The sequence below is a fragment of the Pelagibacterium luteolum genome, assembly GCF_900100665.1.
Classification (GTDB): domain Bacteria; phylum Pseudomonadota; class Alphaproteobacteria; order Rhizobiales; family Devosiaceae; genus Pelagibacterium; species Pelagibacterium luteolum.
In genome coordinates this window covers 315,043-335,732 of the sequence record NZ_FNCS01000003.1, presented here as the reverse complement: position 1 = coordinate 335,732, position 20,690 = coordinate 315,043, and the positions used below count along the sequence as shown (strand labels likewise).

The 20,690-nt window shown below is 61.9% G+C and carries 20 protein-coding genes; 16 read left to right on the top strand and 4 right to left on the bottom strand.

All coding sequences use genetic code 11. The annotated features are described in order from the left end of the window. Positions 1-81: 81 nt before the first annotated feature. From aptA to BLR31_RS08070, 11 genes are all read left to right on the top strand, one after another. Positions 82-1,410, top strand: coding sequence for an omega-aminotransferase AptA (aptA, locus tag BLR31_RS08120; RefSeq protein ID WP_090594515.1), 1,329 nt, complete (start codon positions 82-84; stop codon positions 1,408-1,410). 64 nt (positions 1,411-1,474) lie between these two features. Further along, on the top strand, positions 1,475-2,968 hold the full coding sequence (locus tag BLR31_RS08115; RefSeq protein WP_090594512.1) for a CoA-acylating methylmalonate-semialdehyde dehydrogenase: 1,494 nt from the start codon (positions 1,475-1,477) through the stop codon (positions 2,966-2,968). 18 nt (positions 2,969-2,986) lie between these two features. Beyond that, positions 2,987-4,237: a Zn-dependent hydrolase gene (locus tag BLR31_RS08110; protein WP_090594509.1), complete on the top strand. Its 1,251-nt coding sequence runs from the start codon at positions 2,987-2,989 to the stop codon at positions 4,235-4,237. A 49-nt stretch (positions 4,238-4,286) separates the two neighbouring features. Beyond that, on the top strand, positions 4,287-4,484 hold the full coding sequence (locus BLR31_RS08105) for a hypothetical protein (RefSeq protein ID WP_090594506.1): 198 nt from the start codon (positions 4,287-4,289) through the stop codon (positions 4,482-4,484). Positions 4,485-4,576: 92 nt separating this feature from the next. Beyond that, the gene (gene hydA, locus BLR31_RS08100) at positions 4,577-6,031 is read left to right on the top strand and encodes a dihydropyrimidinase (protein WP_090594877.1); all 1,455 of its coding nucleotides are present in this window, start codon (positions 4,577-4,579) and stop codon (positions 6,029-6,031) included. Positions 6,032-6,268: 237 nt separating this feature from the next. Beyond that, positions 6,269-7,057 (top strand): ABC transporter ATP-binding protein, encoded by a 789-nt coding sequence (locus BLR31_RS08095; RefSeq protein WP_090594503.1) that lies wholly within the window; start codon positions 6,269-6,271, stop codon positions 7,055-7,057. Then, positions 7,047-7,928, top strand: coding sequence for an ABC transporter permease (locus tag BLR31_RS08090; RefSeq protein WP_090594500.1), 882 nt, complete (start codon positions 7,047-7,049; stop codon positions 7,926-7,928). Before BLR31_RS08095 ends, BLR31_RS08090 begins: the two co-directional genes overlap by 11 nt. Further along, positions 7,925-8,797 (top strand): ABC transporter permease, encoded by an 873-nt coding sequence (locus BLR31_RS08085; protein WP_090594498.1) that lies wholly within the window; start codon positions 7,925-7,927, stop codon positions 8,795-8,797. The genes BLR31_RS08090 and BLR31_RS08085 overlap by 4 nt, the downstream gene beginning before the upstream one ends. A 69-nt stretch (positions 8,798-8,866) precedes the next feature. Then, a complete protein-coding gene (locus BLR31_RS08080) occupies positions 8,867-9,865 on the top strand; it encodes an ABC transporter substrate-binding protein (protein WP_090594874.1) in 999 nt (332 codons plus the stop codon). 519 nt (positions 9,866-10,384) lie between these two features. Next, positions 10,385-11,170, top strand: a complete 786-nt coding sequence (locus BLR31_RS08075) for a ThuA domain-containing protein (protein ID WP_090594496.1) — start codon at positions 10,385-10,387, stop codon at positions 11,168-11,170. 233 nt (positions 11,171-11,403) lie between these two features. Next, positions 11,404-12,450 carry a Gfo/Idh/MocA family protein gene (locus tag BLR31_RS08070; protein WP_090594493.1) on the top strand — a complete coding sequence of 349 codons (1,047 nt, stop codon included), beginning with the start codon at positions 11,404-11,406 and terminating at the stop codon, positions 12,448-12,450. A 416-nt stretch (positions 12,451-12,866) separates the two neighbouring features. Here BLR31_RS08070 and BLR31_RS08065 read toward each other — a convergent pair whose 3' ends face one another. Beyond that, positions 12,867-14,480 carry a bifunctional metallophosphatase/5'-nucleotidase gene (locus BLR31_RS08065; RefSeq protein ID WP_090594491.1) on the bottom strand — a complete coding sequence of 538 codons (1,614 nt, stop codon included), beginning with the start codon at positions 14,478-14,480 and terminating at the stop codon, positions 12,867-12,869. A 239-nt stretch (positions 14,481-14,719) separates the two neighbouring features. On the opposite strand from BLR31_RS08065, the gene BLR31_RS08060 reads away from it, so the two are divergent. From BLR31_RS08060 to BLR31_RS08050, 3 genes are all read left to right on the top strand, one after another. Then, positions 14,720-15,361, top strand: coding sequence for a ThuA domain-containing protein (locus tag BLR31_RS08060; RefSeq protein ID WP_090594488.1), 642 nt, complete (start codon positions 14,720-14,722; stop codon positions 15,359-15,361). A gap of 94 nt (positions 15,362-15,455) precedes the next feature. Next, positions 15,456-16,313: a cytochrome b/b6 domain-containing protein gene (locus BLR31_RS08055; protein WP_090594485.1), complete on the top strand. Its 858-nt coding sequence runs from the start codon at positions 15,456-15,458 to the stop codon at positions 16,311-16,313. Then, a complete protein-coding gene (locus BLR31_RS08050) occupies positions 16,310-17,101 on the top strand; it encodes a molybdopterin-binding protein (RefSeq protein WP_090594483.1) in 792 nt (263 codons plus the stop codon). Before BLR31_RS08055 ends, BLR31_RS08050 begins: the two co-directional genes overlap by 4 nt. A 199-nt stretch (positions 17,102-17,300) precedes the next feature. Here BLR31_RS08050 and BLR31_RS08045 read toward each other — a convergent pair whose 3' ends face one another. Genes BLR31_RS08045 through BLR31_RS08035 form a run of 3 tightly spaced genes read right to left on the bottom strand, consistent with a single transcriptional unit; the run spans position 17,301 to position 19,733 of the window. Continuing rightward, complete coding sequence (locus BLR31_RS08045) at positions 17,301-17,798, bottom strand: ureidoglycolate lyase (protein WP_090594481.1); 498 nt, start codon at positions 17,796-17,798, stop codon at positions 17,301-17,303. Next, positions 17,795-18,622 (bottom strand): bifunctional allantoicase/(S)-ureidoglycine aminohydrolase, encoded by an 828-nt coding sequence (locus tag BLR31_RS08040; protein WP_090594478.1) that lies wholly within the window; start codon positions 18,620-18,622, stop codon positions 17,795-17,797. The genes BLR31_RS08045 and BLR31_RS08040 overlap by 4 nt, the downstream gene beginning before the upstream one ends. Before the next feature lie 28 nt (positions 18,623-18,650). Beyond that, positions 18,651-19,733, bottom strand: a complete 1,083-nt coding sequence (locus tag BLR31_RS08035) for a winged helix-turn-helix domain-containing protein (protein WP_090594476.1) — start codon at positions 19,731-19,733, stop codon at positions 18,651-18,653. An 87-nt stretch (positions 19,734-19,820) separates the two neighbouring features. Here BLR31_RS08035 and BLR31_RS08030 point away from each other — a divergent pair, with 87 nt between their 5' ends. Together BLR31_RS08030 and BLR31_RS08025 are read left to right on the top strand one after the other, a co-directional pair. Further along, positions 19,821-20,399: a hypothetical protein gene (locus tag BLR31_RS08030; RefSeq protein WP_090594473.1), complete on the top strand. Its 579-nt coding sequence runs from the start codon at positions 19,821-19,823 to the stop codon at positions 20,397-20,399. After that, on the top strand, positions 20,392-20,595 hold the full coding sequence (locus BLR31_RS08025; protein WP_090594470.1) for a hypothetical protein: 204 nt from the start codon (positions 20,392-20,394) through the stop codon (positions 20,593-20,595). Before BLR31_RS08030 ends, BLR31_RS08025 begins: the two co-directional genes overlap by 8 nt. Positions 20,596-20,690: the final 95 nt, after the last annotated feature.

Below are 20,690 nucleotides of genomic sequence, written 5' to 3'. Positions count from 1 at the left end.
TCCAATCGGTCAAAAAAATTCTGGCCGGAATCAACAGCCGGGCGGCGGAAAATTCCGACACGCACCGGAGAGGGAACATCGATGGTTGAAGGTTCGTCGTCCATTCCGAACGACCTTAATGCATTCTGGATGCCGTTTACGGCCAATCGCCAGTTCAAGAAAAATCCCCGCATGTTCGTGGGCGCCAAGGACATGCACTATACGACCAGTGACGGGCGGCAGGTGCTGGACGGAACGGCGGGCCTGTGGTGCGTCAATGCCGGGCATTGTCGGCCGCTGATCACCGAGGCGATTGCGAAACAGGCGGGGGAACTCGACTACGCGCCGGCCTTCCAGATGGGGCATCCCAAGGTGTTCGAGCTGGCCAATAGGCTGGTGGACCTGGCGCCCGAAGGGCTGGACCATGTGATGTTCACCAATTCGGGCTCTGAGTCGGTGGAGACGGCGCTGAAAGTGGCGCTGGCGTATCAGAAGGCGATCGGGCAGGGATCGCGCACGCGGCTGATCGGGCGTGAGCGCGGATATCACGGGGTCAATTTCGGCGGGATTTCGGTGGGCGGGATCGTGGCGAACCGGAAGATGTTCGGGACGCTTTTGACCGGCGTCGATCACATGCCGCATACGCATAATCTGGCCAAGAACGCCTTTTCGCGCGGGGAACCGCAGCATGGGGTGGAACTGGCCGACGAGTTGGAGCGGATCGTTACGCTCCATGATGCTTCGACGATCGCCGCTGTGATCGTCGAGCCGGTGGCGGGGTCGACGGGGGTTCTGATCCCGCCACCGGGGTATTTAAAGCGCCTGCGCGAGATTTGCGACAAGCACGGGATCCTGCTGATTTTCGATGAGGTGATCACCGGGTTCGGACGGCTGGGGACGCCATTCGGAGCCGATTATTTCGGGGTGACCCCGGATATCATGATCACGGCCAAGGGGCTGACCAATGGGGTGATCCCCATGGGCGCTGTGTTCACCAGCGGCAAAATCCACGACGCGTTCATGAGCGGGCCGGAGCATCTCATCGAATTTTTCCACGGCTATACCTATTCGGGCAACCCGATTGCCGCGGCGGCCGGGCTGGCGACGCTGGAGACCTACAAAGAGGAAGGGCTTCTGACGCGCGGGGCGGAGATGGGCCGCTATTGGGAGGATGCGCTGCATTCGCTCAAGGGTACGCGGCACGTGATCGACGTGCGCAATATCGGGCTCGTGGGGGCGATCGAGCTGGAGCCGATTGCCGGGGCGCCGACCAAGCGTGCGTTTGCGGCGTTCGTCAAGGCCTATGAAATGGGGGTTTTGATCCGAACGACGGGGGATATCATCGCGCTGTCGCCGCCGCTGATCGTGGAAAAAGAGCATATCGATACGATCGTCGAAACACTCGCGGATATCCTCAAAAGCCTTGAGTAGCATGGAACAAACATTCTATGGATAAGCGAATGAAATATTTGTTCCATAGCCTGGGAGAGTAGCAATGGACGTCATCGAGAATGCCATTGGGGGCAAGCGGGTAAGAAGCGCGAGCACGCGCCGGTCCGCGGTCTATAATCCGGCGACCGGGGAGCAGATCGCCGAACTGCCGCTGTCGACGAACGCGGAGATCGATCAGGCCGTGGCCAGTGCCAAGGCAGCGCAGGTGAGCTGGGGTGCGACGCCGCCGCTCAAGCGGGCGCGGGTGATGTTTCGGTTCAAGGAATTGCTCGACAAGCACGCTGCCGATATCGCGCGGGAAATTTCGCGCGAGCATGGCAAAACCCATGACGATGCGCTGGGCGAAGTGCAGCGCGGCATCGAGTGCGTGGAATATGCGTGCGGGATTCCTGAGCTTTTGAAGGGGACGTTCTCGCGCAATGTGGGGCCGGCGATCGACAGCTATGCCGACCGCCAGCCGTTGGGCGTCGTGGCGGGGATCACGCCGTTCAACTTTCCGGCCATGGTGCCGATGTGGATGTATCCGGGCGCGATCGCGTGCGGGAATGCGTTTATCCTGAAACCCTCCGAGCGCGATCCGTCGGCGCCGATGCTGGCGTGGAATTTGATCATGGAGGCGGGGTTGCCCGAGGGAATCTTGAACGTGGTGCATGGCGACAAGGAAGCCGTGGACCACATTCTCGATCATCCCGATATCAAGGCTGTGAGCTTTGTGGGATCGACCCCGATTGCCGAATATGTCTATCGACGTGGGACCACCGCCGGAAAGCGCGTGCAGGCGCTGGGCGGGGCCAAAAACCACATGGTGATCCTCCCCGACGCGGACCTGGACCAGGCGGCCGATGCTCTTATGGGCGCCGGGTACGGGTCCGCTGGGGAGCGCTGCATGGCGATTTCGGTGGCGGTGCCGGTGGGCGAGAAAACCGCAGACGCGCTCGTTGAACGACTGAAGCCGCGGATCGAAAAGCTCAAGATCGGGCCGGCGAGCGATAAAGACGCCGAGATGGGGCCGTTGGTGACCGCGATGCATCGCGACAAGGTGGTGGGCTATATCGACAAGGGTGTCGAAGAGGGCGCCGAACTTGTGGTCGACGGGCGCGGGTTCAAGCTGCAGGGCTACGAGAACGGGTACTATGTCGGGGGTACGCTGTTCGATCGCGTGACGCCGGAGATGACCATCTACAAGGAGGAAATCTTCGGGCCGGTGCTCTCTGTGGTGCGGGCCGGGGAATACGCCGAGGCGGTCAAGATGATCAACGATCATGAATATGGAAACGGGGTGGCGATCTTCACCCGTGACGGGGATGCGGCGCGCGACTTTGCCGACAAGATCGAAGTGGGGATGGTGGGGGTCAACGTGCCCATTCCGGTGCCGGTGGCGTATCACTCGTTTGGCGGGTGGAAGCGCTCGCTGTTCGGGGATCATTCGATCTATGGGCCCGAGGGCGTGCATTTTTATACGCGGCTCAAAACCGTGACGACGCGGTGGCCGGCGGGCATCAAGTCGGGCGCGCAGTTCACGTTTCCGACCCTATAGAGACTTAAGGAGTTTCCCATGGCCACACTCGGTGACAACCTCAAGATCAACGGGGACCGGCTGTGGGACTCGCTTATGGAGATGGCCAAGATCGGGCCGGGGGTGGCTGGGGGGAACAATCGGCAGACACTGACCGACGCCGATGCCGAGGGCAGGGCGCTGTTTCAGCGTTGGTGCGAGGAGGCCGGGCTGACGCTGGGCGTCGACAAGATGGGCACGATGTTTGCGCGGCGCGAGGGAACAGACCCCGACGCGCTGCCAGTTTATGTGGGGAGCCATCTCGATACACAGCCGACCGGCGGAAAATATGACGGGGTGCTTGGGGTGCTCGGCGGGCTGGAGCTGGTGCGGACGCTCAATGATCTCGACATCAAGACGAAACACCCGATCGTTGTCACGAACTGGACTAATGAGGAAGGCACGCGGTTTGCGCCGGCCATGCTGGCGTCGGGGGTGTTTGCCGGGATGCATGAGCTTGAGTGGGCCTATGACCGGACCGATGCCAAGGGGCTGAAATTCGGCGATGAACTCAAGCGCATCGGCTGGGTGGGCGACGAAGAGGTCGGCGGGCGCAAGATGAAGGCGTTCTTCGAGCTGCATATCGAGCAGGGGCCGATTTTGGAGGCCGAGGGCAAGGATATCGGGGTTGTGACCCACGGGCAGGGGCTCTGGTGGTTGCAGGTGACACTGACCGGCAAGGACGCGCATACGGGGTCCACACCGATGCCGATGCGGAAGAATGCCGGGCTCGGCATGGCGCGGATGACCGAGCTTGTCCACGAGATCGCCATGAGCCATCAGCCCGAGGCGGTGGGGGCGATCGGGCATGTGGATGTCTATCCCAATTCGCGCAATGTGATCCCCGGGAAGGTGGTGTTCACGATCGATTTCCGCTCACCGCATCAATCGACGCTCGACTCAATGAAGGGGCGGTTCGAGGCGGAAGCGCCAAAGATTGCCGAGGCGCTGGGGCTGGAAATGGAAATCGAGGTGTCGGGGCATTTTGATCCGGTGACGTTCGATGAGGAATGCGTTGCGGCGGTGCGGGGAGCTGCGGAGCGGCTGGGGTATTCGCACCGGGATATCGTTTCGGGGGCGGGGCATGATGCGTGCTGGATCAACCGGCTGTATCCGACCGCGATGGTGATGTGCCCGTGCGTGGATGGGCTGAGCCACAACGAGGCGGAGGATATTTCCAAGGAATGGGCAGGCGCGGGGGCGGATGTGCTGCTGCACGCGGTGGTTGAGACGGCGGAGATTGTGGAGTGAGGGGGTTGGCCCTATATTGTGGTCAACCGCGGGAAGCGAGGCTGGCATCATGTCGACCGAGAATATCATTCTTGAGCATCTTCGGGCCATCCGGGCGACGCAGGATCGGCATGGCGACGATCTCCGCGAGATCAAAAGCCGGCTGGGCATCATCGAACATCAATATGCAAGCCTGTCGACCCGAGTCGACCGGATCGACGACAGGCTATCGACCATCGAAAAACGGCTCGATCTGGTCGAGGCGTAATTTCACCAACTCGAATTCTGAAATGGCCTTGCTGCGTGCATTTTCGATGCACGGAGTGTGTGAGGCTGTCTGAAAATCAGAGGGAAAATATCATGAGCACTGTGATCAAGGGTGGGACGATAGTTACGGCGGATCTGACGTATAAGGCGGACGTCAAAATCGAGGGGGAGAGGATTGCCGAGATCGGGCCCGATCTTTCCGGCGATACTGTGCTCGATGCTGCAGAGTGTTTTGTGATGCCGGGGGGGATCGATCCGCATGTGCATCTGGAGATGCCATTTATGGGGACGTATTCCAGCGATGATTTCGAGAGCGGGACGCGGGCGGCGCTCTCGGGCGGGACGACGATGGTTGTCGATTTCTGCCTGCCGAGCCCTGGGCAGTCGCTGATCGAGGCGCTGTCGATGTGGGACAACAAGTCCGGGCGCGCGCATTGCGATTATTCCTACCACATGGCGATCACCTGGTGGGGCGAGCAGGTTTTCGATGAAATGGAGACCGTCGTCAAAGAAAAGGGGATCAACACCTTCAAGCACTTCATGGCCTACAAGGGCGCGCTGATGGTGCAGGACGACGAGATGTATGCCTCGTTCCAGCGCTGCGCCGAACTTGGCGCCATGCCGATGGTGCATGCGGAAAATGGCGACGTCGTCGCCGATCTTTCGGCCAAGCTTCTGGCGGCGGGGAATAATGGGCCGGAGGCGCATGCTTATTCGCGGCCGCCGCAGGTGGAGGGCGAGGCGACCAATCGGGCGATCATGATTGCCGATATGGCCGGGGTGCCTCTCTATGTGGTGCATACCTCGTGCGAGGACAGCCATGAGGCAATCCGGCGCGCGCGGCAACAGGGCAAGCGGGTCTATGGCGAGCCGCTGATCCAGCATTTGACGCTCGATGAATCCGAGTATTTCGACAAGGATTGGGACCATGCGGCGCGCCGGGTGATGAGCCCGCCGTTCCGCAACAAAGCGCATCAGGATTCGCTGTGGGCCGGGCTGCAGGCCGGGTCGCTGCAGGTGGTGGCGACGGACCATTGTGCGTTTACGACCGACCAGAAGCGGACGGGAATGGGTGATTTCACCAAAATCCCGAACGGGACCGGCGGGCTGGAAGATCGGATGCCCATGCTGTGGACCTATGGCGTGGCGACAGGGCGGCTGACCATGAACGAGTTCGTTGCGGTGACTTCGACCAATATCGCCAAGATATTGAATGTCTATCCCAAGAAGGGCGCGATCCTCGTGGGGGCGGATGCCGATATCGTCGTGTGGGACCCGGAGAAAGAGAAGACCATTTCGGCGAAAACGCAGCAATCGGCTATCGATTACAATGTGTTCGAGGGGAAAAAGGTCAAAGGGCTGCCGCGGTTTACGCTGAGCCGTGGGAAAGTGGCGGTGAGCGATGGGGATATGGTGTCCGAGGAAGGGCACGGGAAGTTTGTGGCGCGGGAGCCGTTCCAGGCTGTGGGCAAGGCGCTGTCGACGTGGAAGGAATTGACCGCGCCGCGGAAGGTGGAGCGGACGGGGATTCCGGCGAGTGGGGTTTGAGCGAGAGCGTGGTTCTTTTGGCTCCCCCTCACTCCGACCCTCTCCCTCAACGGGCGAATGCGGAGAGGGTGGGGCGTGGGAGAAGCCGTGGCTGGACCCCGGGAATAAATCTCAGGGTGACGGTGGTGGGGTTGTCGGGAGCCGATAAAGCCACGGTTCATTCCGGGATTTATTCCCGGGAGCCAAGGGCGGCAGGGTGTGATTAATGAGAGACGTCGGGCAAAGGGGTGCAAGCGTTTGACGACAGGGACCAAGGTGGTCGAGGCCAAGGGGCTTGGGCTGACGTTTGAGACGGCGGATGGGCCGGTGCATGCGTTATCGGATGTGGATTTGTCCATTTCCAAGGGTGAGTTCGTTTCGTTTATCGGGCCTTCGGGGTGCGGGAAGACGACGTTTTTGCGGGTGATTGCCGATCTGGAGCAGCCGACTTCGGGGACGATTACGGTCAATGGGCACAGCCCCGAGCATGCGCGGCGGGACAGGGCGTATGGCTATGTGTTCCAGGCGGCAGCGCTTTATCCGTGGCGGACCATCGAGCGCAATGTGGGATTGCCGCTCGAGATCATGGGGTATTCCAAAGCCCAGCAGACAGAGCGGATCGCGCGGACGCTCGAAATGGTGAACCTTTCGGGGTTCGAAAAGAAATATCCCTGGCAACTATCGGGCGGGATGCAGCAGCGGGCTTCTATTGCGCGGGCGCTGGCGTTCGATGCTGACCTCTTGCTGATGGACGAGCCGTTCGGGGCGCTGGACGAGATCGTCCGCGATCATCTCAACGAGCAATTGCTGGACCTTTGGGCCAAGACGGAAAAGACCATCTGTTTCGTCACGCACTCGATCCCCGAGGCTGTGTATCTTTCGACCAAGATCGTTGTGATGAGCCCGAGGCCGGGGCGGGTGACCGATGTGATCGAGTCGACGCTGCCGCGCGAACGGCCGCTCGATATTCGCGAAACGCCGGAGTTTCTTGCGATTGCGGCGCGGGTGCGCGAGGGCTTGAGGGCGGGGCATTCCTATGAGGAGTAGGGCGCGGGACAGCATACTTCCTGTCACCGTGGTGGTCTTGGCCATCATCGCGCTCTGGTATGTGTTTACCGTCATTCTCAATACGCCGTGGCAGCAGAGTGTCTATGCCCGGGCGGATCAGGTGGATGTGCCGGTCAGCCAGTTTCTGGCCGATGTGTTTGCGCAGCAAAGGCCGGTGTTGCCGGCGCCGCATCAGGTGGCCGTGGAGTTCTGGAATTCGGTGGTCAATGCCGATCCTGGGACGCCGAGAAGCCTGTTGTTTCATGCGTGGATTACGCTCTCTGCGACGGGGCTTGGGTTTATTTTCGGAACGCTGCTCGGGATCGGGCTGGCAGTGCTGATCGTCCACAATCGGGCCATGGACCGCTCGCTGATGCCATGGATCATTGCCAGCCAGACCATTCCGATTTTGGCGATTGCGCCGATGGTGGTCGTGGTTCTGGCCTCCATCGGGCTGACGGGGCTGGTGCCCAAGGCGCTGATTTCGACGTATCTATCGTTTTTCCCCGTAGTGGTGGGGATGGTGAAGGGGTTCCGGAGCCCTGAAGCGATCCATCTCGATCTGATGCGGACCTATAATGCGTCCGGTGCGCAGGTGTTCTGGAAACTGCGCTGGCCGGCGGCGATCCCGTTTTTGTTCACATCGATGAAGGTGGGCGTGGCGGCCTCGCTGGTCGGGGCGATCGTTGGTGAATTACCGACCGGGGCGGCGGGCGGATTGGGTTCGCGGCTTTTGGCAGGATCGTATTACGGGCAGACGACGCAGATATGGGCGGCGTTGCTGATGGCGGCGGCGCTATCGGCGGCGTTGATATTCGCGATCGGCGGGCTGCAAAAGATCACGCAGAAAGCCATGGGGGCGGCGGCATGAACGGGTGGATTTTGACCGCAGTTCTTGTGTGGCTGGGCGCCTGGGGCATCAACGAGTTTCTGGTGCGCGTGCGGACCAGGGATCGCGGCGCGGCGATGGCGATCAACCTTTTGGTGCCCGTGCTGTTCGGGGTGACGTTGCTGTTTATCTGGGAAGCGCTGGTGCGCGGGTTTTCCGTGCCGGGCGTGTTGCTGCCGCCACCATCGGTGATCTGGGCGCGGCTGGTGGCGTCCATTCCCAACCCGATCTGGGCGGATTTCCAGCAGACATTCTTGAAATCGGTCCTGGTCGGCTATGCGATCGGGTGCGGGTCGGCGTTCATCGTGGCGGTGGCGATCGATCGCTCGCCGTTTTTGAAATGCGGGCTGTTGCCGGTGGGCAATTTCGTCTCCGCGCTTCCCCTAGTGGGTATCGCGCCAATCATGGTGATGTGGTTCGGGTTCGACTGGCAATCGAAGGCCGCCGTGGTGGTGGTGATGACGTTTTTCCCCATGCTGGTGAACACGGTGGCGGGGTTGAACGCGACGGGGGCCATCGAAAAGGATCTGATGCGGACCTATGCGGCCAGCTATTGGCAGACGCTCGCAAAATTGCGCTTGCCGATGGCGTGGCCTTTCATCTTCAATGCTCTCAAGATCAATTCGACGCTGGCGCTGATCGGGGCCATCGTCGCCGAGTTTTTCGGGACGCCCGTGGTGGGAATGGGGTTCCGGATATCCGCGGCCATCGGACGACTGCAAGTCGACATGGTCTGGGCCGAGATCGCGGTTGCCGCGCTCGCAGGTTCGCTGTTCTACGGGGTGATCGCGCTGATAGAGCGTGCCATCACCTTCTGGCATCCATCCGTTCGTGGGGAGCGAGGACGCTAGGCCAAAATGTTCCGATCCGCCGTGGCAAAACGGCGGGGCGGGGATCATCATCAAACCAAGGGGAACATCATGACGAAATCGCTTAAAGTGGCGGCGCTGGCCGGAATGCTGATGGCATCGGCTTCGCCTGTCTTTGCTCAGGACATGTATCCGCTGACCTTTCAGCTCAAATGGGTCAATCAGGGGCAGTTCGCCGGCTATCTGGTGGCTCAGGATCTGGGCTACTACGAAGAGGCCGGCCTCGATGTGACGATCAATCCGGGCGGGCCGGACATTGCGCCCGAACAGGTGATCGCGGGCGGGGGCGCCGACGTCATCACGACCTGGATGGCGGCGGCGTTGGCAGCGCGCGAGCGTGGGGTGCCGCTGGTCAATATCGCCCAGCCATTTGCCACGACGGCGCTGGAAATGGTCTGTTCGGAGGAAAGCGGGGTGGAAACCACCGCCGACTTCCCGGGCAAGACGCTTGGCGTCTGGTTCTTCGGCAATGAATATCCGTTCTATGCATGGATGGCGCAGCTCGGACTTTCGACCGATGGCGGGGACGACGGCGTCGAAGTGCTGCGGCAGGCGTTCTCCGCCGATCCGTTGCTCCAGAACCAGGCCGATTGCATCTCGGTCATGCGGTATAATGAGTACAAGCAGGTGCTCGATGCCGGGATTCCCGAGGACAGTCTGACGCTGTTCAACTTCGCGGACGAAGGCGTGGGTATGCTCGAGGACGGTCTCTATGTGATGGAAGACCGGCTCGAAGATCCTGAGTTCGTCGATGCGATGGCGCGGTTCGTTGCTGCGTCGATGGAAGGCTGGGCCTATGCCGAGGCCAACCCGGAAGAGGCGGCCGAGATCGTTCTGGCCAACGACATGTCGGGTGCGCTGACGCTGGAGAGCCAGGTCTATCAGGTGAACGAAGCTGCGGCGCTGGTGGGGGATAGCCCGGCGCTGGACGTCGAGGCGTATGAGCAGACAGTGGCGACGCTGTTGTCGGCGGTGTCCCCGGACAATCCGGCGATCACCGCGGAGCCTGAAGGGGCATATACGACGGTTGTGACCGACGCGATCGAGTAGGGGACCGGCGGCGGGGCTTTTGGGGTTCCGCCGCTTTTCGACTTCGGGGGGGACTTGGGCTGGCGCTCAAGGTCCCTCACCGGCCTGCCGGCTACCCTCTTCCCCAAGGGAGAGGGTTTAATCTTGATGTGGGGCCTGTTGATCCAACCTGTCGGAGCATACTGGGTCCCGGCGCGGGGGCCGGGATGACGGTGGTGAGTGGGGCGAGGACTGGGGAGAGAGGGCCCTGCGGAGGTGGCGTAGCGCGCGGCGAGAACGGCGCGCAACGGTGACGCGTCGGGGCCATCATGGACGGGGGGAACGATCTGGCGGTTTTTTTGTTGGGTTTTTCAATGTTGCCACTCCAAATCCGCAATCAAACGCGATAGAGCGGTGAGATGACGGGCCGTGTCGGTGGGCGCGGGGGATGCGGCAATCACTTAAGAGATGAGCAGGGTGGCGCCGGATTGGTGGCGGGCTCGGCGGAATTTGGAAATCCAAAACGTTTTGGTTCGCCGTGGGCGGCCATAGGAGAGACTGATGACGATCAAGGCGCTTGTCTGGGGCGAGAACGTCCACGAGCAGAAAAGCACGGTTGTGGCCGAGCTTTATCCCGAGGGCATGCATGCGCAGATTGCCAAGCTGCTGCGCGAAGATGCCGGGATTTCGGTCGATACGGTGGTGCTGCAGGACCCCGAGCATGGGCTGACCGATGCTGTCTTGGCCGATACGGACGTCCTCTTGTGGTGGGGGCATGCGGCGCATGGCGATGTCGAGGACGAGATCGTCGAGCGCGTGGCCAAGCGCGTTTGGGAAGGCATGGGGCTGATCCTTTTGCATTCCGCGCATTTTTCCAAGATTTTCAAGCGGCTGATGGGCACGCCCTGTGCGCTGAAATGGCGTGAGGCGGGCGAGCGCGAACGGCTGTGGGTGGTCAACCCGCGCCACCCGATCGCGGCGGGGCTGGGCGAATATTTCGAACTTGAAAACGAAGAAATGTATGGCGAGCCGTTCTCGGTGCCCGAGCCGCTCGAGACCGTGTTCATTTCTTGGTTCCAGGGCGGGGAGGTGTTCCGGTCGGGGCTGACCTATCGGCGCGGGGCGGGGAACATCTTTTATTTCCGGCCGGGGCACGAGACCTATCCGACCTATCACGACGAGACCGTGGGCAAAGTTCTGCGCAATGCGGTGAACTGGGCCTACAACCCGCAGGGACGCTATGAGGCGGTGCACGATGCGCCAAACGTGCCGGTGGACAAGGCGCTGGAGCCGATCGTCGAGCGGGGCGGGAAGTTGCACAAGGATGGGGAAGAGGGGTTCCGGTAGTTCGGCCGGGCTGGCTGATCTGGCTCAGCAAGGCCCCTCACCCCAACCCTCTCTTCCAGGGAGAGGGGGCAGGCGGGGGGAGGTGCCGTGCCGGGAGCTATTGTGCTCGTCCTTCGGTTGAGCAACTGACACGGAGCATACCGGGCCCCGCGCTTCGCCCGGGATCACGGTGGTGGGGTGGACGGGCCAGATGGCCGGGTCTTCCTCAGAATTAAAGATTTCGGAGAGCCAGGATGCGGCTTGTGATTTTGGGGACTGGGAACATGGCGTCGAGCCATGCTGCCCATTTTGCGGCGATCGAGGGGGTTTCTCTCGTGGGGGCGGTGGACGTGAGCCATGACCGGGCGTCGCGGTTCGCGCACACTTACGATATTCCGCGCACGTTCTCGTCGCTGGAGGATGCGCTCGATTGGGGCGCGTTCGACGCCATCGCCAATGTGACGCCCGATCGGTTTCACTATGAGACCTCGATGAAGGCTATCGCTGCGGGCAAGCATGTGTTTTGCGAAAAGCCGCTGGCGACCCATCACGATCATGCTGTTGAAATGGCCGATGCGGCGGAGAAGGCCGGGCTGATCAATATGGTCAATCTGACCTATCGCAACGTCGCCGAGCTGCAGAAATTCCGGCAGCTTGTCGACGAGGGGACGATCGGCGAGATCAAGCATGTGGAGGCCAGCTATCTCCAGAGCTGGCTGGTATCGAAAGCCTGGGGCGACTGGCGGACGGAGCCGACATGGCTGTGGCGATTGTCGAAGGATCACGGGTCGAACGGGACGCTGGGCGATATCGGAATCCATATTCTCGATTTCGCCGTCTATGGCATCAACGCGCCGATTTCGCATGCGTTCTGCCGCTTGCGAGCATTCGACAAGGCGCCGGACGGGAAGATCGGGGACTATACGCTCGATGCGAACGACAGTTTTACGATGAGCCTCGAATTCGGCTCGGGGGCGCTGGGGGTCGTGCATGCGACGCGCTGGGCGCCGGGTTATCTCAATACCCTGCGGCTGCGGGCCTATGGCGACAAGGGCGGGCTGGAAATCCAGCACGGCATGGGCGGGTCGTCGCTGCAGATGTGCGCTGGCGACAATGTCGAGATCGCCCAGTGGGAGAATGTGCAGGTCGAGCCGGTGCCGACCAATTATCACCGGTTCGCCGAGGCCGTTGCGGCGGGGGTGAATGGCGAGCCGAGTTTCCGGCACGCGGCGGATCTGCAGCGGGTGCTGGATCTTGGGTTCGTATCGGAAGAAAAGCGGCGGGAGATTGCGCTGGGGTGAGGGGCTGAGCGCTGAAGCCTGAGGGCGGAGGGGTTTTTTCACCCGCCGGACGTCGGGTGGCTGGGCCCTCGGGTCAAGCCCGAGGGTGACAATTGGGGGATGGGCGCGCCGGCTTTGCGTCTTGGCGAGCGAATTTTCAGCAATGGTGTCGTCCCGGGCGGAGACCCGGGATCCAGTATGCTCGGCGCGGGATGGGGTTTTTGGGGATCGTATCGTCTTCGGAGGATACTGGGTCCCGGCTCAAGGTCGGGATGACGTTGGGGGCGGCACAGGCGTATTTGGCGGCGGGCGGCGTGGAGGCGATGTTGCGCAGAGGGTGAGGTGGGGCGCGTGGCTGGCTGCGGTTGGCCCGCGCTCACAAAAAGAAAAAGGGCGCGTCGGGGACGCGCCCTTGGGGTTTGTTGAGTGTTTAGACCTTATTCGATGACGGTAATGCGGCCGTCGGTGTAGGGGGTGTATTCGCCGCCCTGGGCTGCGATGTAGTCGGCCAGGACCTGCTCAAGCGGGGGGCCGAAATCGTAGGGGTTGTCGCCTTCGGCAAAGGTGCCGTAGCCATCGCCGCCGCCACGCATGTAGTTGTTGGTGACGATGATGTAGGAGGCTTCCTCGTCGATGGGGGCCCATTCGCCGTCCACGTCGACCATGACGTCGCTGATGCGTTCACCGGCGGGGTTGGCGAGGGTGTAGGCGTATTGCAGGCCGGCGACCTGCGGGAAGCGGCCGGCGCCGTTTTCGATGTCGGAGACGCCGTTTTCGAGTGCGTCGATCACGTCGGCACCCGAGATTTCAACGGTGGCCAAAGTGTTCGAGAAGGGGAGGACCGTGAGGACTTCGCCCATGGTGATTTCGCCTTCGTCGATCGACGAACGCAGGCCGCCGCCGTTCTGGATGGCGATGGTTGCACCCTGAGACGAGGCGCGGTCGAGGATGGCGTCGGCGACCAGGTTGCCCATGGAGCATTCGACGACGCGGCAGGTTTCGCGGGCACCATCGATCGGGCCGGTGGCGACGCCGATGACTTCAGCCATCAGGTCGGCAATCGGCTCTTCGAGCGTGGCGAGGCGGGTGACGTATTCCTCGTTGGGGGTGACCGAGGCGTCGATGAGGATCGGATCGCCCTCGGCGGAAATCACATTGCCTTCGGCATCGAAGGTGACGGCGAGGTCGCCAAGATATTTGCCGTAGGAGTAGGCAGTGACGACGGGCACTTCATTGCCGTCGACGCCGTCGATCATAGTGGGATAGCCGCCGGCGGCGCCTTCCTCGGTGTTGGACAGCAGGGTGTGGCTGTGGCCGCCGACGACGACGTCGACGCCGGGCACGTTGGCTGCGATTTCCATGTCCTGATTGTAGCCGACATGGGTCAGCGCGATGATCTTGTTGACGCCTTCGGCGGTCAGGGCTTCGGCCTGGGCCATCAGGCTTTCGATGACATCTTCGAAGGTGACATTGTCGCCGGGCGAAGAGGTTTCATCGGTGTCTTCGGCGAGGGCCGAGATGATGCCGATCTGTTCGCCGCCGATTTCGAGAATGTGCGTGCCGGGAATGCGGTCGGCCAGGAGCGGCTCGTTTTCCACATTGGTGTTGCCCGAGAGCAGAGGATAATCGATGGCGTCGAGGAAGGCAGCGAGTTCTTCCGGGCCGTCGTCGAATTCGTGGTTGCCCACGGCCATGGCGTCGATGCCAAGCTCATTGGAGAATTCCGCAACGATCTCGCTGCGATACTGGGTGTAAAACAGCGAGCCCTGGAACCAGTCGCCGGCGTCGAGCAGGATGACGTTCTCGCCTTCGAGCGCAGCGCGGCGGTCGTCGATGGCGGTCTTGACGCGGGCGATGCCGCCGAAGCACTCGCCGGCCGCGTCTGTTTCAGGGGCGCAGTTGGCGTCGGAGCCGTCGATAGGGCCGAAGCGTGAGTGGAAATCATTGAGGTGCAGGATATTGAGCGTAAATTCGCCGTCCTGTGCAGCCACGGGGCCGGTAAGCCCCACCGTCAGCGCCAGCGCAGAGGCGCCCAGCAGCAGATGTTTCATGTCCCTTGTTCCCTTTGGTTCGAGGTGCGTTGCCTCTATTTCATGCATTTACGACGCTGATGTTACAGCGTCGCGCCGTGCATTAGGGCGAAGTCAACCATTTTTGCGACGCTGGGGAAAGCTATAATTTTTACCGGGTGGTCAATTTATGACAGGCTTGTCATGTTCCCGTCGGCGCTTGCCATCGGCGGTTGGGGCGTGCACCTTGCGCGCGCATTTGACCAGGGAGAGGACACAGTATGCGTAAGGCATTGATTGCATGGGGCGGATGGGAAGGGCACGAGCCGGAAAAGTGCTCCGAGATCGTGGGCGCCATGCTCGAGGCGGACGGATTTTCGGTCGAGATCGTGCAGGGCACGCAAGGCTTTGCCGACCCGGGGCTCAAAGATCTGTCGCTGATCGTGCCGATCATCACGCAATCGACAATTGAAAAGGCAGAGCTGGCCAATCTCGTCGCGGCGGTGGCCGGGGGCGTGGGGCTCGGTGGGTTTCACGGGGGCATGGGAGATTCGTTTCGCGACCAGATCGACTACCACTTCATGGTTGGCGGGCAGTGGGTGGCCCATCCGGGGAACATCATCGATTACCGCGTGGACGTGACACGGGGCGACGACCCGATCATGGCGGGGATCGAAAGCTTCGATTATCGTTCCGAGCAGTATTTCATGCATGTCGACCCGGGCAATGAAGTGCTGGCGACGACCACATTTGACGGAACACATGCCGAATGGCTCAAGGGCACCGTGATGCCGGTGGTGTGGAAACGCAGGCACGGGCAGGGGCGCGTGTTTTATTCGGCACTGGGGCATGTGGCGAGCGAGTTCGACGTGCCCGAGATGAAAACCATCCTGCAGCGAGGGCTCAACTGGGCCGCACGATGACGTGATTGGATTGCGATAGAAGCGCTTTTGGCGAAACTGACCGGCAAGGCGCTTCGTATCCAATCGCAATACACAAGGCCGGGGAGGCAGATCGATGAGCGTGGCAGCGGGCGAGCCCGACGACGTCCAGACGCACAAGGCGAAAGGACCGGTGATCAAGCGGCAGTCGATCTGGACGCGGCTGACGCACTGGGTGTGGGTGGTGTGCCTGTTTTTCCTGCTGCTGACCGGGCTGCAGATATTCAACGCGCATCCGAGCCTTTATATCGGGCAGCAATCAGGGTTCGAGTTCGATAATTCGGTGCTTTCGATCGGAGCGATCCGCAACGAGGACGGCTCGGTCAGCGGGATCACGCGGATTTTCGGGCAGCAGTTCGATACGACCGGGGTGCTTGGATGGTCGGGTCCCGAGGGGCAGGAGCGGCCAAGGGCGTTTCCAGCGTGGACCACGATTCCGTCCTATCAGGATCTCGCGACGGGCCGGGTGGTGCATTTCTTTTTCGGCTGGATCTTGGTGGGGACCATGTTCGTCTGGTTCCTCGCCAGCCTGATCAACGGGCATTTGCGGCGTGATATCGTGCCGACGGGGCGTGATCTGAAATCGCTGCCCAAAGATGTGGCCGATCATGCGCGGCTGAGGTTTACGCATACGCGGCACTACAACGTCTTGCAGAAGATCAGCTATGGCGTGGTGCTGCTTGTGCTGTTTCCGCTGATCGTTCTGACGGGGCTGTCGATGTCTCCGGGGATGAATACGGCCTGGCCGTGGCTGATCGAGGTGTTCGGGGGCCGGCAGACGGCGCGGACCATCCATTTCGGTGTGATGGTGCTGCTGGTGGGGTTCTTTGTCATTCACATTGCGATGGTGCTGCTGGCGGGGCCGCTCAACACGATGCGCTCGATGATTACGGGAAAATACAGGATCGACGCCGAGACGGGAGACAGGTCATGAAAAGGTTTTCGGCGGGGCGGCGGAGATTTTTGACAGCGGGCGCCGCGGGGGCGGCCGGGTTGACGCTGGCGGGGTGCGATGTCTTCGATCCGCTGTTGCGGCCCAACCATCCGGTGCGCAACGCAATGTCGAGCGCCAATGAGCTGACCTATTCGGCGCAGCGGGCGTTGATCGGGCGCGAGGCGCTGGCCAAGGAATTTTCCGAGAGCGAAATCCGGCAGGGGATGCGGCCTAACGGGTCCACCGATCCCAACAATGTCGAATACATGTTTCTGCGGCAGGCCGATTTTGTCCTCTATCGGCTGCAGGTGGATGGGCTGGTGGATACGCCCACGAGCTATTCGCTCGAGCAATTGCGCAACATGCCGGCGCGGACGCAGATCACGCGGCATGATTGCGTTGAGGGATGGAGTTGCATCGCCAAATGGACGGGCGTGCCCTTGGCGGCGATCCTCGATGAAGTCGGGGTGCAGTCCAATGCGCGGTACTGCGTGTTTCACTGCTACGACATCTATTCGGGCGGCTTGAGCGGCGGCGTGCCTTATTACGAGAGCATCGACATGCTCGATGCGCGGCATCCGCAGACGATTTTGGCCTATGGCATGAATGATGCGGCGCTGCCGGTGGCCAATGGCGCACCGCTGCGCGTGCGGGTCGAGCGGCAGCTTGGGTACAAGATGGCCAAATATATCCAGCGGATCAAACTCGTGGAGAGCTTTGCCCAGATACACGGGGGCAAAGGCGGGTATTGGGAAGACCACGGGTATGACTGGTATGCGGGGATTTGAGGGATAGAGGCGCCTGGGGGCTGGGTGGTGCGGCGTGGACCCTCGGGTCTCGCCCGAGGGTGACGGGTGGGGGAGCAGGAGCGGGGGAGATCCCATCAGGTGCGGAGGATACTGGGTCCCGGCGCAAGGCCGGGATGACGGTGGGGGCTGCGTGGAGGCCACGCGAGTAGGATGCGGTCCGCGAGGAGGATCGCCGGGATTACCGCTTGGGAAGCTCGACGCTGAAAGGCGTATCGAAAAAATGCTCTTGTAAATTGTTGCCGTCGCCGCCGCGGTCGACGATGAGGAAATCGCCTTGCTGTTCGAGCGTGGTGAGGACGCCGTGCCAGGTATTGCGGGCGATGTTGATGCCGATGCCGGGCTCGGTGAGGAAGGCGAGGGGGGTGCCGGGGACGCCGTTTTGGTCGGGGGCGACAATGACGAGGAAGGGGCGGGGGTGGAGCGGCATGAAGGCTTGCGAGCCCAGCGGATGGCGCTCGACCATGGTGAGAGCGAGCGGCAGGGCATAGGGCTGGCCGCGAAAGATCGAGATCAACGGGCGGGGGTTTTCACCGCCGAGTTCGACATTGGCGAGGTCGTGAAAGCGCTCGGTCATGCCGTTGTTGATGGGATAGTGATGCGCGCCCTCGGTGGTGAGGATCTGGCCAAAGGGGGCGAACGCCTCTTTGGTGAGGGGCTGGGCGATGATGGTGGTCATGGGCGTGTAAGCTTTGGGTGCCGGTTGACGTCTTTATAGAGCAGATAGCGGAATGGGCCGGGGCCGCTGGCGTAACACGCCTGGGGGCAGAAGGCGCGCAGCCACATGTAATCGCCTGCTTCCACTTCCACCCAATCGGCATTGAGCCGATAGACGGCCTTGCCTTCCAGCACATAGAGGCCGTGTTCCATGACGTGGGTTTCGGCAAAGGGAATGACGGCCCCAGGCTGGAAGCTCACGATATTGACGTGCATGTCATGGCGAAGATCGGTGGGGTCTACAAAGCGCGTCGTGGCCCAGGCGCCGTTGGTGTCGGGCATTTCGATGGGTTCGACCGCGGCATCGGAGGTGACGAAGGGCTCGGGGGTGTCGATGCCGTCGACGGTTTCGTAGGCTTTGCGGATCCAGTGGAAGGTCGCGGGGACATCGCTGTCGTTTTTGACCGACCATGAGGTGGCGGGGGGGATGTAGGCATAGCCGCCCGGCGCCATCGCGTGAGTTTGGCCGGCGATGGTAAGGCTGAACGTGCCGGACACGACGAAGAGGACGGCTTGGGCGGTGGCGTCGGGCTCGGGTTTTTCGCTGCCGCCGCTGGGGGCAACTTCCATTATGTATTGGGCGAAGGTTTCAGCGAAGCCTGACAAGGGGCGCGAGATGATCCAGGCGCGGGTCTTGTCCCAGAAGGGGAGATAACTCGTGACGATGTCGCGCATCACGCCTTTGGGGATCACGGCATAGGCTGTGGTGAAGACGGCGCGGTCGGTGAGAGGCTGGGTCTGGGGCGGGAGGCCGGCGGGGGGCGTGGCGTAGGTGCGGTCGGTCATTATTGATTCCGGATGTGGTTGGCGCAGCCTAGCGCAGATCTTCGGCAGGGACAGCCTGTTTCGGGCGGCGGCGGGCATGGAGGGTGAGGGCGATGACGAGGCAGCTACCGAACAGGGCGCCCTCCAAGCCGCCGGTAGCGAGTTCGGTTATTGGCCCAAAGCCGTCTTCGCCGAACAGACGGCCCATCTGCCCGAACTGGAGACGGGAATTCGGAAAACTCTCGGCAAGGAGTTCGAGACTGCCGCCGAGCATTCGCCCGCCCAAGAGGGGAATGAGCATGCCGGTGAGGCCGGTGATTGCTGCGGCGATGAGGGCGGATTTACGGATGGAATCGGTAGCGATTACGCGGGACGCCCAGGCGCTGAGGCCGATTGCGGCACCGAGCAGTGCGCCCTCGAAAGCGCCGGTCACGTCGCCGGGGGATTGGCCGACGAGAAGATTGAAGGCATCGACGCCGATGAGTTTGACGAGGGCGCCGACCAAAAGGCCACCCAGCGTGCCGCCGAGGATGGAGGCGACCGCGCTGGGGGTGAGGAAGCGTTGGGCGGTGGCCATGCCGAAGGTGACGCCAGCGCCGCCCAGCGAAGCGACGATGGTCGTGATGCACATAAAGACCAGCAGGACCGAGATGGCGCCGCTGCCCGAACCGAGGGGGTTCGAGGCTTCGGCAAGGCCGTAGATCAGACCGCCGATTATGCCCGCGATGCCGGCGCCGATCGTGCCGGTGCGGGTAAGGTCGATGATGTCGGGCCAGTGGTCGGAACGCGTTTTTGTCGTGGGGCGCCGGTCGGATGGCCGGGTGACGGGGGCGATGAAACGATAGCCGTGTTTGGGGACGGTTTCGATAAAGCGCGGTGTCGATGCGTCGTCGCCGAGCTGGCGGCGAAGGGTGCGGATGGCCTGGGTCAGGGCCTCGTCGGTGACGGGGACGCCTTTCCAGACCTCGTCGAGGAAGCGGGTCTTGGGGACGAGATTGCCCTGCTCGCGTACCAAAAGGGTCAGGGCGTCGAGATAGCGTGGGCTTAAATCGATGGTTTCGTCGTCGCGGGTCAGCAGGCGATTGGTAACGTCGAGGCGATAGCGTTCGAAAACGAAGCTTTCGGCACTCATTTCAGGAAAACCTCACGACTTGCTCATGGCGCTCATGTCCGCCTCGGCCATGGTCGGCCCATCATACTTATGCGTGGAGCGATGCCAATGAGCGAACGAGAAGAATATGGCGCCGAGCGGGGTAGCCAGTTGCGGCTGGCGGCGTGGGGGCTGGCGGGGGTGCTGCTGATCATGGCGGGGGTGTCTAAAATCCTGACCGGCATGCCCGATTGGGGCGTGCTCGATTTCGTGCTGATCGGATTGCTGCTGGCCGGGCCGCTGTTCGGGTACGAATTGGCGGTCCGGCGGTCGCACAAGAGCCAGTATCGCGCGGGGGCGGCGGTGGCGCTTCTGGCAACGATGCTGCTCGTGTGGATCAACCTCGCGGTCGGGATCATCGGGTCGGAGGATAATCTGGCCAACGGAATGTATGTCGCGGTTCTGGCGATTGCGGCGAGCGGGGCGTATGTGGCGCGGTTTGGGGCCGACGGGCTGGGCCGGGCCATGATGGCAACGGCGGGCGCGCAGGCGCTGGTGACGGTGATTGCCATAGGGCTCGAATTTAACGCGCCCTACCGGGAGCCGATGGAACTGATTTTCATCAACACGTTCTTTATCTCGCTCTGGCTGGGGTCTGGCTGGCTGTTTTTTCAGGCCGCGCGGGACGGGAGTGTGGCGGATGCTTAGGCTCAATGTTCGCGTCGTTGCGGTACTGTTTTTCGGGGCGCCGGCGCCGGTGGGTCCATGGCGGATCGGGGAGGTGTTTAGTCTTGGTGGGGAAAAGAGGCGGGGCGTTGAGGTGAATGGGGTCTTCGAGGCGCGGACGTGTGCGGAGGGGCTGGCGCTGGATCCCGGCAATATATCCCAGGATGACGGTCGGTGAGTGGGAGTAGGTGGTGCTGAGGTTTCTTGGTGGGATTTTGGGATGGTTGCGAAATGGTAACCACTGGGGTGGTAATTTCGCATTCTGCGAGTCTC

Coding starts and splice junctions, on each gene's coding strand:
- aptA (WP_090594515.1), top strand. CDS start 82: ATGGTTGAAGGTTCGTCGTCCATTCCGAACGACCTTAATGCATTCTGG.
- BLR31_RS08115 (WP_090594512.1), top strand. CDS start 1,475: ATGGACGTCATCGAGAATGCCATTGGGGGCAAGCGGGTAAGAAGCGCG.
- BLR31_RS08110 (WP_090594509.1), top strand. CDS start 2,987: ATGGCCACACTCGGTGACAACCTCAAGATCAACGGGGACCGGCTGTGG.
- BLR31_RS08105 (WP_090594506.1), top strand. CDS start 4,287: ATGTCGACCGAGAATATCATTCTTGAGCATCTTCGGGCCATCCGGGCG.
- hydA (WP_090594877.1), top strand. CDS start 4,577: ATGAGCACTGTGATCAAGGGTGGGACGATAGTTACGGCGGATCTGACG.
- BLR31_RS08090 (WP_090594500.1), top strand. CDS start 7,047: ATGAGGAGTAGGGCGCGGGACAGCATACTTCCTGTCACCGTGGTGGTC.
- BLR31_RS08085 (WP_090594498.1), top strand. CDS start 7,925: ATGAACGGGTGGATTTTGACCGCAGTTCTTGTGTGGCTGGGCGCCTGG.
- BLR31_RS08080 (WP_090594874.1), top strand. CDS start 8,867: ATGACGAAATCGCTTAAAGTGGCGGCGCTGGCCGGAATGCTGATGGCA.
- BLR31_RS08075 (WP_090594496.1), top strand. CDS start 10,385: ATGACGATCAAGGCGCTTGTCTGGGGCGAGAACGTCCACGAGCAGAAA.
- BLR31_RS08070 (WP_090594493.1), top strand. CDS start 11,404: ATGCGGCTTGTGATTTTGGGGACTGGGAACATGGCGTCGAGCCATGCT.
- BLR31_RS08065 (WP_090594491.1), bottom strand. CDS start 14,480: ATGAAACATCTGCTGCTGGGCGCCTCTGCGCTGGCGCTGACGGTGGGG.
- BLR31_RS08060 (WP_090594488.1), top strand. CDS start 14,720: ATGCGTAAGGCATTGATTGCATGGGGCGGATGGGAAGGGCACGAGCCG.
- BLR31_RS08055 (WP_090594485.1), top strand. CDS start 15,456: ATGAGCGTGGCAGCGGGCGAGCCCGACGACGTCCAGACGCACAAGGCG.
- BLR31_RS08050 (WP_090594483.1), top strand. CDS start 16,310: ATGAAAAGGTTTTCGGCGGGGCGGCGGAGATTTTTGACAGCGGGCGCC.
- BLR31_RS08045 (WP_090594481.1), bottom strand. CDS start 17,798: ATGACCACCATCATCGCCCAGCCCCTCACCAAAGAGGCGTTCGCCCCC.
- BLR31_RS08040 (WP_090594478.1), bottom strand. CDS start 18,622: ATGACCGACCGCACCTACGCCACGCCCCCCGCCGGCCTCCCGCCCCAG.
- BLR31_RS08035 (WP_090594476.1), bottom strand. CDS start 19,733: ATGAGTGCCGAAAGCTTCGTTTTCGAACGCTATCGCCTCGACGTTACC.
- BLR31_RS08030 (WP_090594473.1), top strand. CDS start 19,821: ATGAGCGAACGAGAAGAATATGGCGCCGAGCGGGGTAGCCAGTTGCGG.
- BLR31_RS08025 (WP_090594470.1), top strand. CDS start 20,392: ATGCTTAGGCTCAATGTTCGCGTCGTTGCGGTACTGTTTTTCGGGGCG.